The sequence below is a fragment of the Butyrivibrio proteoclasticus genome (assembly GCF_900115735.1).
GTDB classification, from domain to species: Bacteria; Bacillota; Clostridia; order Lachnospirales; family Lachnospiraceae; genus Butyrivibrio; species Butyrivibrio proteoclasticus_B.
Genome location: NZ_FOXO01000003.1, coordinates 125808 through 140990 on the forward strand (window position 1 = coordinate 125808; position 15183 = coordinate 140990).

A 15183-nucleotide genomic window follows, 5' to 3' on the forward strand; every position below is an offset into this window, starting at 1 on the left:
TTGTATTATGTGTACTAATTTTTTGGAGGATCTATGAGTTATAAAATTGTAGTAGACAGTTGTTGTGACCTGCCGGTTGAGTACAGAAAAAATCCCAAGTTTCAGGTAGTACCTCTTATACTTGAGATTGATGACAACATTATAGTTGATGATGACACTTTTGATCAGGCAGATTACCTTGCTAAGGTTGCAGCATCTGAAAACTGTGCAAAGACAGCCTGCCCATCACCAGAATTATATATGGATGCCTTTGATTGTGATGCTGATGATGTTTACGTAGTAACCCTTTCATCCAAGCTTAGCGGAAGCTACAACAGTGCTCTTTTAGGAAAAGATCTTTTCCACGAAGAAAAAGGCGAAAAAAATATACATATAATCGACTCACTCTCTGCCTGCTGCGGCGAGGCGAATATAGCATTAAAGGCCATGGAACTTGCTGAGTCCGGCCTTTCTTTCAGTGACGTCATTACAGAAGTTGAAAAATACAGGGACGAAATGGCCACATACTTTGTATTGGACTCTCTTGATACCCTTAGAAAAAACGGACGTTTAACAGGTATGAAGGCTCTTGTAGCCACAACACTCAATATTAAGCCAGTCTGTATCGGTACCAAGGGTGAGATTATGCAAAAAAGTCAGGGAATCGGCATTCGCAAAGCACTTGTTAAAATGACAGAAATAGTTGCTGCTGAAATTGAAAATCCTGAGACCAAGCGTCTTATGATCACCCATGTGAACTGCTATGAAAGAGCTTGCGTCGTTAGAGACCTTATTCTTAAAAAGGTTCCATTTAAAGAAACAATCATCGTTGATGCTGCCGGCGTATCAACAACATATGCAGGTAAAGGCGGAATTGTAGTTACATGCTAGAACACATATGCATTAGTTGCATATCTTCAAAGGAAACAATAATAAATGATTGCTATTAGAATCCAAAAGCAAAAAGACTTTATGGGAAAGCTTCTCACCAGTGAAATATTTGATACATTTCTCGTAAATGAAGCCACTATAGAAACATTTAACACATTTCACATAGATGGCAAGCTCCATAAAGATTTCTATAATAGCGTTGATTCATCTGATTATATTCCAGACAGTGATTTCTCCTTATGGAAAAATCTCCGTCCCATTTGTCTGGATCTCATAAAAGGCAAAAGAACTCCTCTTGGATTTAGATTTATCTTCTATCTTGGTGGTTCCCTAAGAGAAGCTCTCATTAACGCAAGCGGTAGTGATATATTACCTGAGCAGGTAAACTTGGGCCTTAACATAAAATATTCAAGTGGAGAAATGATTCTTACTACCGGTACTGCCTTTAGTATTTTTACTCTTGATAAGGAAATAGAAAAAGCCTGGGATTCATACATCCCAAGCTTTCTTGACAAAAACAACATAGAATATGAACTATTATGATTGAAGGACTGAATCAAAAGGTGTACAATTATAACATATAGTTGATTTATATTTTTAAAAACGTATGTATCCTGATTGTAATCTAAGAAACACGCATTCTCTGCAGTTTGCGTGACATCATTATTACGGAATGGAGAACTATGGACGCTGGATTTAAGGCAGAACTAATTGAATGGGGTGTGGATTGGGACGAAATATTAGACCGATTCATGGGCAATGAAGATCTTATCGCTAAATTTATGTTTAAGTTTTTGAACGACCAGAGCATGAGCGATCTGACAAAATATCTTGCAGAAAAAAACGTTTCAGAAGCTTTTAAAGCTGTTCACACACTTAAAGGAGTAAGCGCTAACCTTGGGCTTAAAGGTTTTTTAACACCTGTATGTGAACTAACCGAGATTCTAAGAGCTGGTTCCATGTACGGCTACGAGGAGAAATATGACAAGATAAAGCCCAAATATGATGAGCTCATTGCTATCCTGACCAAATACAACGTATAACTTTCGTCAAATAAAAAGATTCTTGGATTAACAATCCAAGAATCTTTTTATTCTGCAGCAAGTTTTTCTGCCTGGTCTGCGGCTATCAAAGAATCAATGATTTCATCCAGATCACCATCCATTATCTGGTCAATCTTGTAAAGTGTAAGATTGATTCTATGATCTGTAACTCTCCCCTGATGGAAATTGTATGTTCTGATCTTGTCAGAACGATCTCCGCTTCCAACCTGGGATTTTCTAAGTGCCGCTTCACTATTGTGCTTCTTTTGCTCTTCAAGCTCATAAAGCTTTGCTCTTAATACTTTAAGCGCCTTTGCCTTGTTCTGCTGCTGGCTCTTCTCATCCTGGCAGGAAATAACAATTCCTGTAGGAAGGTGGGTAAGTCTTACAGCAGAGTCTGTTGTATTAACGCACTGTCCTCCATTACCTGATGCTCTGAACACATCAAATTTACAGTCGTTCATATCAATCTCAACTTCCACATCCTCAACTTCCGGCATTATTGCTACCGTAATGGCTGAAGTGTGGATTCTTCCGCCTGATTCTGTAGCCGGAATTCTTTGAACTCTGTGCACTCCACCTTCGAACTTGAGTCTTGAATAAGCACCTTCGCCCTTTATCATAAAGCTGACGTCCTTGATACCGCCTATACCTGTATCCTCGACACTCATAGTCTCAACACGCCAGTTCTTCCTCTCAGCGTACCTTGTATAGAGTCTGTACATATCTGCAGCAAAAAGGGCTGCCTCTTCCCCACCTACACCTGCACGTATTTCCACAATAACGTTCTTTTCATCATTAGGGTCCTTAGGCAAAAGAAGTATCTTTAGCTGGTTCTCAAGCTCCGGTATCCTTTCCTTGGCTTCTGAGAGCTCTTCACGAAGCATTTCCTTCATATCAGGATCTGATTCCTCATCTAAAAGCTGCAAACTATCATCAATTGTCTGTTTACACTTTTTATATTCCTGATAGCACTCTACCAGCGCTTCAAGACTCTTTTGCTCTTTCATCAGATTTCTGAATTTATTCTGATCAGATACAACATAAGGATCATTAAGCTCCATTGTTATATCTTCATATCGCCTTAAAATATCTTCTATCTTATCAAACATAGCTACCTCTATTCGTACTAAATCTCATCATGGTCAAAAAAAGAATATGCACCTAATAAAAACACGCTCTTACGACCCTGTCATTACCTGAATAGTCCTTTATTACCTCTATGTCGTGATATCTCTCATCCTGTTCTAGAAGCTCTTTTACAGCCTGACCCTGATCATATCCTATTTCCATAATAAGATATCCGTTAGAATAAAGATACTCCGGAACCTCATTTACAATCCTCCTGTAAAAAGACAAGCCATCATCATCACCATCAAGTGCAAGTCTTGGTTCGAAATCCTTAACTTCAGGAGCAAGAGTCTCAATAACATCACTTGCTATGTATGGAGGATTGGATACTACAAGGTCATACCTGGAACCATCTTTTGGCGGAAAAAGATCCGTATGAATAAATTCAGCTCTTTCCTTAAGGCCTAGCCTCTCACTATTTTCTGTTGCAATCGCTAAAGCCTTATCAGAAATATCTGTGCAAACCGCTTTAGTGTCATTGGAAAAATTTAGAATACTTAAAGCTATACAGCCGGAACCGGTACACAGATCAAGCACTCTCATACCATCCTCACAGAACCTCAGCGCCTCTTCCACCAAATTTTCTGTGTCCTGTTCCGGGATAAGGACATTTTCATTAACTCTAAAATTAAGGCCCATAAAATCCTGGTTTCCAAGAATATAGGCTACAGGTTCACGCCCCTCTCTCCTTGCTATAAGAGCCTCATAATCCTTCTCTTCTTTTTCTGTCAGCTCCTTATCCGGATGGGCATATAAAGTGCTGTGAGAAGTATTACATACATATTCCAAAAGGAGCCGTGCATCCAGACCTGCGTCTGGAATTCCGACTCTGGAAAGTTTGTTTATTCCGTTTTCATAAGCCTCTTTATAATTCATATAGTATCACCAAATAAAAATATCAGTTAGCAGATTCAAGCTCCTCAGTCTCCTCTTCATCATTGAGCCAGCTGTCATCTATCTCATATCCAAAAGAATCTTTAAGATAAGCTTTCCAATCAAATACTGCCTCAACAGATTTTATAGCAACTTCGATCATGCTATCGTCAGGTTCCTTAGTTGTCAGTTTCTGAAGCCAAAGTCCCGGAGCTGAGATCATTCTTACAAGGAAGAAGTTATATCTCCCTGCTAATCTTATAAGCTCATAGGATATTCCTGAAATTACAGGAATAAGAAGGATCCTTACTACAATTCTCCATAAATAAGAGTCAACTCTTATAAAGAAAAACAGGATAATACTTACGAGCATTACAAATAATATAAAGCTGCTGCCACATCTTCTGTGAAGTCTTGAACTCTTTCTTACGTTTTTAACAGTAAGAGGTCTGCCCTTTTCAATGCAGTTGATGCATTTATGCTCAGCGCCATGATACATAAATAAGCGCTTAATATCTTTCATCTGAGAGATCAAAAGAATATACAGGATAAAGATAAGGATCCTGAGTACACCCTCTATAATAGCGACGAGAGATGTATTTCTGATATACTTACTGATTACTTCCGAAAGTGCATATGGAAGGATCATGAAAAGACCTATGGCAAAAATAAAAGATATAGCCGTTGTAAGGATCATAAGAAATGTATCCTCATGACCTCCTGAAACCTGATCAATACCCTCATCAAACTTAGATGGTTTTTCTTTTTCCTCTTCATAAAAAGTAGAAGAATAATTCAAAGATTTAAGTCCCAAAATAAGAGAGTCAATAAATACAAACACGCCTCTGACAAATGGAATGTTTAAAAGCTTACTGCCGTATGCAATGCCATGGAACTCATCCACCTCAACAGCTATATCTCCGTCAGGCTTTCTGACCGCAACAGCATACATGTCTTTATTTCTCATCATTACGCCTTCAAGAACAGCCTGTCCGCCAATACCTGAATAGTGTTTAACTTTTCTTTTCTTCATATTCACCTCGTCACGTAACTCTGCTTATTATCGAAAAAAGAGGCTGAGGCCAAAAGCCTCAACCTCTTAACTCTACACCTTTATGAATTACTGATTGTTCATGCCGTATTTCTTGTTGAACTTATCAATACGTCCACGAGCAGTTGTAGCCTTCTGCTGACCAGTATAGAATGGATGGCACTTTGAGCAGATTTCTACGTGAATCTCACTCTTTGTTGATCCAACTGTAAATGTGTTACCGCAGTTACAAGTAACAGTTGCCTGATGGAATTCTGGCTGAATGTCCTGTCTCATCTCTTCTCACCTCTCTATATACAAAAGATCTTCATAATTAACTATAGTTACCGCTGCTTGCACAGCTATATCAATATAACATAATATAGTTACTTTCGCAAGTATTTTTTTAATTTCTTTCTGATACGCTGCATTGCATTGTCTGTAGACTTAAGATCCCTGCCAAGCACCGCAGAAATCTGCCTTATGCTCATTCCGGTTATGTACAGATCAAGTATCTGCCTCTCCAAACCACTTAACTCTTTATCGATAGCCTCCTCAAGATCCTTGATATTTTCCTGTTCAATTATAAGCTGCTCAGGAATCGAGCTGGAATCAGACTCTAAAATACTCTCTATCGCTGTTGCACTATTTTCATCATCTTCCCTGCCGGAATAGATGGAAATGTAGGAATTAAGCGGTGCATGCTTCTTTCTGGCCGAGGATGCTATTGCTGAGTACATCTGTCTTGAAATGCAAAGATCGGCAAACGTCATAAAACTTGCATCTCTTCCAATATCATAGTCCCTGATTGCCTTAAACAGGCCTATCATTCCCTCCTGAATCAGATCATCCCTGTCAGCGCCTAAAATATACATTGAACCGGCTTTTTTTCTGACAAGATTCTTATATTTGTTCATGATATAGTCTATAACATCTGATTCGTTGTCATCATGAATTTTCAGTACTAACTCTTCATCAGTGTAGTCTTTATAATTCTTCATTTACTTAAGTCTCTGTCTAACTATTTCAAAAGCAAGAACACCGGTTGCTACTGAAGCATTAAGGGAATCAATATCCCCCTTCATAGGAATGGATGCGATCATATCGCATTTTTCCCTGACAAGCCTTGATACTCCGCTTCCCTCATTACCTATAACAAGTCCGATAGGTCCCTTAAGATTAAGGTCATACATTGTTGTACCGCCCATATCAGCGCATACAAACCAAAGTCCTTTGTCCTTAAGCTCTTCAATTGTCTGGGCTATATTAGTAACCTTTGCGACAGGTGTATAATTGATAGCACCCGCAGAAGCCTTTGCAACTGTCGCTGTAAGTGATGCTGCCCTGTGCTTTGGGATTATAACTCCATGCGCGCCGGAAAGGTTAGCTGTTCTTATAATAGCGCCAAGATTGTGTGGATCCTCAATATTATCCAAAATGATGATAAAAGGATCTTCACCATTCTTTTTAGCTGCTTCTAAAATATCATCAACTTCAGCATACTCATAGGCTGCCGCATACGCAAGCACACCCTGATGTTTACCGGTTTCTGACAACTGATCCAGTCTTTCTTTTTTGACAAAAGAAATAACTGTATCCTTGTGTTTTTTTGCTTCGCGCAAAATACTCTGAATCGGGCCATCCTTGCATCCATCAAGCACAAACAGTCTGTCTATTACTTTACCGGATCTAAAAGCCTCAAGAACGGCATTTCGACCTTCAACAATTCTGCTCTCTAAATTTTCTTCCATATTTTTCCTCATTATTTCAAGATATCAAGATCAGCTTTTTCAATTGCCAATCTAACAATTTCGCAGACTCTGTCCATATCTCCTTTGAGATAAAGAAATCCCATTACAGCCTCAAAGCCAGTGGCATCAAGGTACTCTATAGTTGATGCATTTTTTGCCTTGGTATGTGGTTTAGAGTTGCGGCCTCTTCTATAGATTTCTTTTTCCTCATCTGTAAGGTCATCCATTATAGTCCTTATAATAAGCGACTGAGTTTGGGCCTTGACTATTGAGCTTGCTCTTGAATGAAGCTTATTCACTGCTGTATTTCCCTTATTAACCAGTATAGAACGCACTATTACATCAAAAATAGCATCCCCTATATAGGCCAGCGTCAAAGGAGAAAAAGTTCTTATATCCTGCTCTTTTATTCCAAATTGTTCATTAAAATAATCATTTAACGAAGCTGCCATTTAACACCTTCCCTGGTATCCTTGATCTCAACACCCTTTTCAAGCAGTTCATTTCTGATAGCATCTGCAAGTTCAAAATTCTTTTCTTTTTTGGCCTGGCTGCGGCGCTCGATGGCATCAAGAACATATGCCTCAAGCTCAGGATCAACGCTTGTAGCTGATTCCTTCATGTTTTTAGCATGACCAATAAGATCAAGAGAAAGAACTTTATCAAAGTTCTTCACGATTGCAAGCTTTGTAGCATCATTAGTATCAGCCTTCAATGCATCATAAAGAACTGTTATAGCCATTGAAGTATTAAGGTCTCCGCAGATAGCATCTGCAAAGCTGTCCTCAAACTTCTTAAGTACGCTTTCGTCAACTGCTCCCTCTTCCTTAAGCTCAGCAACTCTCTTAACCAGCTTGTCAAAAGCAACAGCTGTGCTGTCAAGTACCTCAAAAGAGAACTCTAAAGGCTTACGGTAATGTGACTGGAGGCAGAAGAATCTGTAAACCAAAGGATCATATCCTTTTTCTTTTAATACAGAAACAGTAAGAACTGCACCTTTTGACTTACTCATCTTACCTGCTCTGTCATTTAAGTGATTGCTATGGAACCAGTATTTGCACCACTCATGGCCAAGATAGCTCTCTGACTGGGCAATTTCGTTTGTGTGGTGTGGGAAGATATTATCCACGCCGCCGCAGTGAATATCAATATATTCTCCAAGGTGTTTCATTGAAATGCATGAGCACTCGATATGCCATCCCGGGTATCCAACTCCCCATGGGCTCTCCCATTTAAGAGCCTGGTCTTCAAACTTTGATTTTGTAAACCAGAGCACAAAGTCTGTCTTGTTCTTCTTGTTGACATCCTCTTCTACATCATCACGAACACCGACCTGAAGCTGCTCTTTCTCAATATCTGAAGAAAAAACATAATAGTCATTTAACTTGCTGGTATCAAAATATACATTTCCGCCTGCTACATATGCAAAGCCCTTCTCAAGGAGAACTTCAATCATATGAATAAACTCAGGAATGCAGTTTGTTGCAGGTTCCACAACATCAGGACGCTTATTGCCTACGGCGTCAAAATCTTTAAAGAAAGCATCTGTATAGTATTTTGCAATTTCCATTACTGTCTTGTGCTCTCTTTTTGCTCCTGCAAGCATCTTATCTTCGCCTGTATCAGCATCTGAAGAAAGGTGTCCTACATCTGTGATATTCATAACTCTTTTTACATCATATCCTGCATATTCAAGGGCTTTTATAAGCACATCCTGCATGATATATGTTCTGATATTACCGATATGAGCGTAATGATATACAGTAGGTCCGCAGGTATACATTGATACCTTGCCTTCCTCTCTTGGTATGAAATCTTCGACTTTTCTTGATAAAGTATTATAAAAAGTAAATGAATGTGCCATTTTTTCTCTCCAATTATTCTCTCAATTTTTGGTGCATCCGGCGCAGCCTGCGCACCTTGCCCCACTGTCATATACAGTAGCTCCTTTTTCAAAAAAGCTACTGATCATACAGACTGCCTGAGAGGATATTCCTTCACCGGTTCCGGTAAATCCAAGTCCTTCCTCTGTTGTAGCTTTGACATTGACCTGAGAGATATCAATTCCAAGTGCATTTGCAATGTTTTCTCTCATAGTGTCTATATGTGGTCTCATTTTTGGAGCCTGAGCTATGATTGTAGCATCAATGTTATCAATCATAAAGCACTTTTCTGAAAGCATCTCTCCAACTGTCTTTAAAAGAAATAATGAATCAGCTCCCTTATACTTAGGATCTGTGTCAGGGAAGTGCTTGCCAATATCTCCAAGGGCTGCCGCTCCAAGAAGCGCATCCATTATCGCATGCAAAAGTACATCCGCATCCGAATGACCAAGAAGCCCTTTAACATAAGGAATCTTTACTCCACCGATGATAAGGTCTCTATCTTCTACCAGGCGATGGACGTCATATCCCATTCCAACTCGCATGTTTATTACCTCGTTCTTTCTATCTATGAACTATATAATAATCTCAATGAAGAAATATTTCCACTACAAATGCTACAGCGCAGGCTGCACCTGCAACTGTGAGAAGGCTCTTTTTATTAAGAGCAAGTACAAGAGCAACTACAAAGCCTATGACAGATGATAACACATAGTCTGTGGCATGAAGTATTGCAGGGAAAGTCATGGCCGCAAGGGTTGCATAGGGTACGTAGTGCAAAAAAGACTTAACAAAGCTACTTTTTATCTCTTTTCTGATAAGAGTCAAAGGAAGCGCTCTTATAAGATATGTCACAAGAGCCATAACTATGATATAGGAAAAAACATTATTCATGGCTTTCCTCCTTTACCGGCGCTATGATTGCAGCTAAAGCAGCAACAACAACCGTTACGATTATTATTCTAAAGCCTGATGAAATTTCTTTTACCAATGGTGCATATGTAAATAATGTGCTTAATGTCATCGCTGATATTACAACGTACATAACAGCCTTGCTTGTCCTGGTATCCGGAATGATGATCGCAACAAACATACCATATATGGCAAGCCCAAGACAGCTGATTATCCTGGCAGGCATAATTGCTCCTGCTGTAGCACCAAGTCCTGTTCCCAGCACCCATCCAAAAACAGAAGTGACAATAAGGCCGTAGGAATACATAGGATAAAGCGTCCCTTGTTTTAATATGCTTACACCAAATATCTCGTCAGTTACTCCATAGGATATTCCCATTCTGTGGAGCGTGCCAAGATGGGTATCAAGTTTTTGGGAAAGAGCCGTAGACATAAGACTGTAGCGCAGATTGATAACGATCTGAAGCATGATAAGCTCGATGTAGCTGCCGTTCCTTGCGATAACATCAAGGGCTGAAAACTGCCCTGCACTTGTTACATTCAAAAGCGAAGTCATGACTGCCTCAAAAACAGACATTCCAATTTTGGAACTCTCTATTCCAAAAGCAAAAGAAACTGCCACATAGCCAAGGCAGATTGGAATCGCATCTCTGCATCCATCCCTGAAATCCTTTATCGTTCCAGCACTCATTTTTTCATAATCTCCATTACAACTCCTCTATTTTTTCTAAAACGTCTGATATTTCTATTGCTGATAAACTTCCCTGGATCATTTGGGCATTTCCTCCGCCCTTTGCCCCGAAGTTTTCTCTTAGAACTTTGATCACTTCATTCAGATCTTTTTTCTTTTGACCGGATGAAAAGACAAACTTATAACCCTTCTCGTCAGTTCCTGCAAACACTCCGCAAAATCCATCATGGCTCTGTGAAAGCAAGTTGACAATCTTTCTCATAGAGTTCCCATCCGTTGACTCATCTTTTACCAAAATGACATTCTCTTTATCAGAAGGAATCTCTTTAAGCTCATACTCTATAAGCTTTTCCTTTGTAGCCGAAAGCTCCCCTTTAAGATCTGCATTTTCAGATGAAAGCTTTTTTACAGAAGAAATTATGTTATCAAAAGACGTCGTAAACTGCCTTGAGAGCTCGTCCACGATCTGCTGCTGGCTTGTTATATACTCAAGCGCACGTTTTCCGCACAAAATATTAACTCTGACACCGCCCTTGTAATTCTGAAGACCAGTAACTTTTAGAATTCCAATCTCACCGGTGTGCTCAACATGCGGCGCACAACAGGCACAGACATCATAACCTTTGACTGTGACAATTCTGACATCACCTGATAGTTCTTTTTTACTTCTATAGTTTAATGACCTAAGGGTCTGTTCATCCGGAAACTCACAAATAACAGGAACATTCTCCCAAATTGCCCTGTTTACCTTAAGTTCAATGTCCCTGATATTCTCTGAAGTAAGAAGGCCGTTGTAATCCATGGTAACTTCAGTGTCGCTTAAATGAAATCCCACATTGTCATAACTATATTCCGATGCCACGATTCCTGAGAAAATATGCTCTCCGGTATGCTGCTGCATATTGGAAAATCTGTGAGCCCAGTCGATAACGCCGTGAACATTTTCTCCTTCAGTTAAAGGTGTATCTACCACATGCCTTATCACAGCTATAGATTCATTTAGAGTTTCTTCCAGGTTTTCGCAAGAATCTGCAAGAGACTCATTTTTTATGGAGACATGGGTCACATTATGCTCTGCTCCATTTTCATCAACTATAGTACCTATATCAGAGCTCTGTCCGCCCTGCTCAGGGAAAAAAGCTGTTCTGTCAAGGATTACATCATATTTCCCGTCTTTTCTCTCCTTGCAGGAGATGACTATCGCGTCAAACTCCTTTATATATGCACTTTCATAATAAATTTCCACTATTTTTTCCATAGCCCCAATTTTAGCACATTAAAGTGTAGAAATAAAGAGAAACGGCTGCCATTGTCCTGCCAGTTTTATTTTGAACATACATTTATGTAATCGAAAAAAGAGACTGCTTTATGCAGTCTCTAGTGGTAAATGTGATAGTTCCTCGATCACGCGGCTCTTTACGACATCCTTTTCTGTTTCCAGTGCAAAAGCCATTTCGGTATAAAGAAGTTTCTCAGCGATATTGAGGTATCTCTCGTTAAGGGCAGCGAATTTCTTGCCCTCTGCCTCACGCATCGCCTTGATCTTGTGAAGTGTCTTTACAAGGCTCATCATCTCTTCCACAACGTTACGCTTGATGACACTGACGATGGCCGGTTCAGCCTTTTTTCCTTCGAGCAACTCAATCTCCGGTGTATCCTCGATATCATCTATAAGTCCCATAGCCTCGTCAGCGCTCATAACATCTCGAACCTTATCCTCAGCTCCGTCAACCGGAACATAAAGGACACTGCCCGCATCTACAGCAGAAATCATCATGTAATATTCCTTTTCATTTCCCCTCTCAAGAAACGACGGTACGAGAATCTCTCGAACCTTACATAAACCATGACTACCGTAAATAACGCACTCTCCTACATTTAACATATTGTTCCTCCTTCTGAAAAAAACAACCTGCTGTATCTGTCTGAAAGCGCTTTCATCTATGGACTTTTTTAAAGTGCCTTTGGCACTTTTCGAACGTGACTAAATTATAACATATTATTACAAATTTTGTAATAGTTAATCGTTTGAAAAATTTGATAATTTTGTGTCTTTTTTATGTGCGATTCTCAGTATCTATGCTATCTGCACTTTGGTGCGCACATTACATTCACGTACTCTTTTCTAGTTTCCTTAAGTATTGGAATGTACGTATTTTCGTTCACAGCATAGGGTACAAAGCCGCACTTCTCCTGTACTCTTTTTGATCTTACATTTCCATCAAAATAGCAGCAAAAAATACGGCGTAATTTAATATCCTCAAAGCCATGTCTTATTATTTCACAGGCTGCTTCAGTAGCTATTCCCCTTCCCCAAAAAGGTACTCCTACCCAGTACCCAAGCTCAGCATCGCCGTCCATAAGGGGACGTTCCCTGCTTCCGGTAAGTGTCAGCCCAATACTTCCTACAGGCTCATCATTCCCCCCTTTAAGGCAAATGGCATATACTTCTTTTTTGTTAAAAATTGTCCGTATTACTGCCCTGCTGTAACCCACACTTTCATGCGCAGGCCAGCCTGCTGCCATACCTACCCGCTCATCGCTGGCAAGCTTAAAAAGGCTGGCAGCGTCATTATCCTGCCAGCCTCTAAGTATCAATCTGCTTGTCTCAAGTATTATTCCCATTTCATTGACTCATATAACTGAAACCGGTTTTTTCAGTGAACACATCAAAGGCTTTCTTAAACATGATAAAATAAGCCTCCTCTTTGTATTGAGCATCATGGGCAAGGAAAAAGATCACCCTTCCACTTTTAATATCCCACTCAATATCATGCCTTGGATCCAATGCATCTATATCCTTAAATGAGAGGCCATATTTTTCTTTACAATACTCATCCTTATTTTCCATGTCCATTGTAGCTTCAATAATATTGGCCTTTATCTTAAGAAGATTATCAAGCTGCTCAAGCATAATCTGCTGAACAATATTCAAAGCAGAAATTTCATATCCAACAAGACGCATATCTGATATAATCCTTTGAAAATCAACTTTTGTGTTTTCAAAAGGATCCACCCTGTTCTCACCGTAACAAAAAACCGCATCATATAACGCCTCGTTCATAATCATTCTCCTTTCACTTTCGACTCAAAAAGTCCTTTTTGTGTATTCAAAAATTCAATATACTCTTTTTCCGGAATAGGCCTTGAATAATAAAATCCCTGCAAATACTCAACTCCGTTATCAATAAGTATCTTGGCCTGATCCATTGTCTCAACACCTTCCGCCAGGATATGAAGTCCGTATTCTTTCAGGAAATTTATCGTATATTGGAGCATTTTCAGGTTCTCCGGCTTACTTTTATCAAGGCAGCTCCATATGAATTCCTTATCCATCTTGACCAGGATATAATCCATTTTGAGGATTTCAAGCAGATTGGAATAACCTGATCCAAAGTCATCCATCGAGAAAGTACTACCCATTTCCTTGAGCTTTCTAACATTTTCCCTAAAAGCTTCGTCGTTATTTATATAAGCTGTCTCTGTTATTTCAAAATTGATAAATTTCGGAGGAATGTGATACTTTTCCATTTTCCGGCTAAGCCTTTCAAATGCCTGGTAATCAACAACTTCATTTCCAGAAAGGTTAACCTCGATAGTCTTTACTCCAAAACTTGAAATATTCTCTTTTGCAATAAAAGAGCATACTTTCTCAAATACCAGATCATCAATTTGCTGGATAAGGCCACATTTCTCTGAAATAGGAATAAAGTCTTCAGGAGAAATATAATTGGCTGAATCAGGTCTTTTAAGTCTTACCAGCGCTTCCGCTGATGAAAAAGTCCCATCTTTAACTGAAAGAATTGGCTGATAATAAACTTCGAAAGCATTATTCCTTACAGACTCTCTGACCACATCCTCAATAGTATTTCTGTACCTCATCTTGTCGATGACTTTCTCATCAATCACAAGATTTGGAGATGACTGTTTGTAGATATATTCTCCGGACACATATGTAAGAATCTGAAGAGCCTCATTGGCATCTCTGGCACATTTTAGAGCATCTATTACTGCAAATGTAAGTTTATAGTTACCACCATCCACTTTGTAGTTGTTTATGATATTCATAAACTCTTCTATCTTTTCAGGAGAAACAACCACAAAGCTCAATGTATTCCAGTTTGAGAGATACCCATCAACATCAAGCTTGTCCTGAATGAGCTCTGCCACATCGGCCTGAAGTTTATAGAGTTCATCTCTGTTGGCCGCAGTCTGAACACTTGTTTTTCCGGTAAAAATGACAGACACAATGAAAAACGGCTTCTCATGTCCATATTTTTCCAAAAGATACATCGTGAAAGCATCTTTGTTTTTTACATTAGGAAGTGCTCTCTCAAACAGTTCTTTAGGATTCTCGATGACCAGAAATACCACAAGAGCCATGACCATCATGGCTATGGCCGACACCTGAACTCCCTTGGTATAGTACTGATATGCTGCAAAAAGCAGCCATGCTAATGCCCCTGAGAAAAGCGCTATAAAATCTTCTCGTCTAAGGCGTTTTCTATAGATCAGAATACTGATCACCATGGCAAGCAGGTAAAAGAATCCTATGAAATAGCAAACTATTATCATAGTCCCATAGTTGTAATAAAAACCTGTCTGTGTCCTTCCATACCGGACTTTTCCATTAAGCATCGAAATCAATCCGATCACAAGAGGGATAGCAAGTATCGCGCTCACCCTTGCAGATACACCTCTTTTGACAGTTACTTTCGAATAGACATATAAAGCCATCACATATGTACATATCAAAAGCGATCCGACATAGAAATTCTGAACACCGCGCCTTAAGGCATTGAAGGATCCCCCAAGAAATATAAATACATAGCATTCTGTTATCTCAGAGACGATATTTATAAAAGCCATCACAAGGAAGACAAAAAAAACACGTGACGAACTAAGCTGCGGTTTTGTCTTGCGCAGATAAATTATAATCAGTATAGAGAGTACTATAATTGCAACAATTGGTGTACGTATTTCCATATATTAATTATAA

The 15183-nt window shown here is 39.3% G+C and carries 19 protein-coding genes; 3 read left to right on the forward strand and 16 right to left on the reverse strand.

The features are described from left to right. Positions 1-33: 33 nt before the first annotated feature. From BM146_RS02990 to BM146_RS03000, 3 genes are all read left to right on the forward strand, one after another. Positions 34-870, forward strand: coding sequence for a DegV family protein (locus BM146_RS02990; protein ID WP_074884161.1), 837 nt, complete (start codon positions 34-36; stop codon positions 868-870). Positions 871-915: 45 nt separating this feature from the next. Beyond that, complete coding sequence (locus BM146_RS02995) at positions 916-1413, forward strand: DUF5721 family protein (protein ID WP_074884164.1); 498 nt, start codon at positions 916-918, stop codon at positions 1411-1413. 140 nt (positions 1414-1553) lie between these two features. After that, positions 1554-1913, forward strand: a complete 360-nt coding sequence (locus tag BM146_RS03000; protein WP_074884167.1) for an Hpt domain-containing protein — start codon at positions 1554-1556, stop codon at positions 1911-1913. Between the two features lie 47 nt (positions 1914-1960). On the opposite strand, the gene prfA is transcribed toward BM146_RS03000, so the two are convergent. From prfA to BM146_RS03080, 16 genes are all read right to left on the reverse strand, one after another. After that, positions 1961-3025 carry a peptide chain release factor 1 gene (gene prfA / locus BM146_RS03005; RefSeq protein ID WP_074884170.1) on the reverse strand — a complete coding sequence of 355 codons (1065 nt, stop codon included), beginning with the start codon at positions 3023-3025 and terminating at the stop codon, positions 1961-1963. 52 nt (positions 3026-3077) lie between these two features. Continuing rightward, positions 3078-3920 (reverse strand): peptide chain release factor N(5)-glutamine methyltransferase, encoded by an 843-nt coding sequence (gene prmC, locus BM146_RS03010; protein WP_074884174.1) that lies wholly within the window; start codon positions 3918-3920, stop codon positions 3078-3080. 22 nt (positions 3921-3942) lie between these two features. Beyond that, positions 3943-4950 carry a DUF1385 domain-containing protein gene (locus BM146_RS03015; protein ID WP_074884177.1) on the reverse strand — a complete coding sequence of 336 codons (1008 nt, stop codon included), beginning with the start codon at positions 4948-4950 and terminating at the stop codon, positions 3943-3945. Between the two features lie 87 nt (positions 4951-5037). Then, a complete protein-coding gene (rpmE, locus tag BM146_RS03020; RefSeq protein ID WP_022774079.1) occupies positions 5038-5244 on the reverse strand; it encodes a 50S ribosomal protein L31 in 207 nt (68 codons plus the stop codon). An 89-nt stretch (positions 5245-5333) separates the two neighbouring features. Next, positions 5334-5948, reverse strand: a complete 615-nt coding sequence (gene sigH / locus BM146_RS03025) for an RNA polymerase sporulation sigma factor SigH (protein ID WP_074884180.1) — start codon at positions 5946-5948, stop codon at positions 5334-5336. Beyond that, a complete protein-coding gene (gene rlmB, locus BM146_RS03030; protein WP_177201571.1) occupies positions 5949-6698 on the reverse strand; it encodes a 23S rRNA (guanosine(2251)-2'-O)-methyltransferase RlmB in 750 nt (249 codons plus the stop codon). An 11-nt stretch (positions 6699-6709) separates the two neighbouring features. After that, a complete protein-coding gene (locus BM146_RS03035) occupies positions 6710-7150 on the reverse strand; it encodes a Mini-ribonuclease 3 (RefSeq protein WP_074884186.1) in 441 nt (146 codons plus the stop codon). Continuing rightward, the gene (gene cysS / locus BM146_RS03040; protein ID WP_074884189.1) at positions 7135-8562 is read right to left on the reverse strand and encodes a cysteine--tRNA ligase; all 1428 of its coding nucleotides are present in this window, start codon (positions 8560-8562) and stop codon (positions 7135-7137) included. Before cysS ends, BM146_RS03035 begins: the two co-directional genes overlap by 16 nt. Positions 8563-8583: 21 nt before the next feature. Continuing rightward, positions 8584-9126, reverse strand: coding sequence for a 2-C-methyl-D-erythritol 2,4-cyclodiphosphate synthase (gene ispF, locus BM146_RS03045; RefSeq protein ID WP_074884192.1), 543 nt, complete (start codon positions 9124-9126; stop codon positions 8584-8586). 43 nt (positions 9127-9169) lie between these two features. Then, positions 9170-9475 carry an AzlD domain-containing protein gene (locus BM146_RS03050; RefSeq protein WP_074884195.1) on the reverse strand — a complete coding sequence of 102 codons (306 nt, stop codon included), beginning with the start codon at positions 9473-9475 and terminating at the stop codon, positions 9170-9172. Next, entirely contained in the window at positions 9468-10184 is a 717-nt protein-coding gene (locus BM146_RS03055) for an AzlC family ABC transporter permease (RefSeq protein WP_074884199.1), read from the reverse strand. Before BM146_RS03055 ends, BM146_RS03050 begins: the two co-directional genes overlap by 8 nt. Before the next feature lie 16 nt (positions 10185-10200). Next, positions 10201-11442 carry an alanyl-tRNA editing protein gene (locus BM146_RS03060; RefSeq protein WP_074884202.1) on the reverse strand — a complete coding sequence of 414 codons (1242 nt, stop codon included), beginning with the start codon at positions 11440-11442 and terminating at the stop codon, positions 10201-10203. 108 nt (positions 11443-11550) lie between these two features. Then, the gene (locus BM146_RS03065) at positions 11551-12069 is read right to left on the reverse strand and encodes a CarD family transcriptional regulator (RefSeq protein ID WP_074884205.1); all 519 of its coding nucleotides are present in this window, start codon (positions 12067-12069) and stop codon (positions 11551-11553) included. 197 nt (positions 12070-12266) lie between these two features. Further along, entirely contained in the window at positions 12267-12809 is a 543-nt protein-coding gene (locus BM146_RS03070; protein ID WP_177201572.1) for a GNAT family N-acetyltransferase, read from the reverse strand. Position 12810: 1 nt separating this feature from the next. After that, the gene (locus BM146_RS03075) at positions 12811-13248 is read right to left on the reverse strand and encodes a hypothetical protein (protein ID WP_074884208.1); all 438 of its coding nucleotides are present in this window, start codon (positions 13246-13248) and stop codon (positions 12811-12813) included. Between the two features lie 2 nt (positions 13249-13250). After that, the gene (locus BM146_RS03080) at positions 13251-15170 is read right to left on the reverse strand and encodes an EAL domain-containing protein (RefSeq protein WP_074884211.1); all 1920 of its coding nucleotides are present in this window, start codon (positions 15168-15170) and stop codon (positions 13251-13253) included. Between the last annotated feature and the right edge of the window lie 13 nt (positions 15171-15183).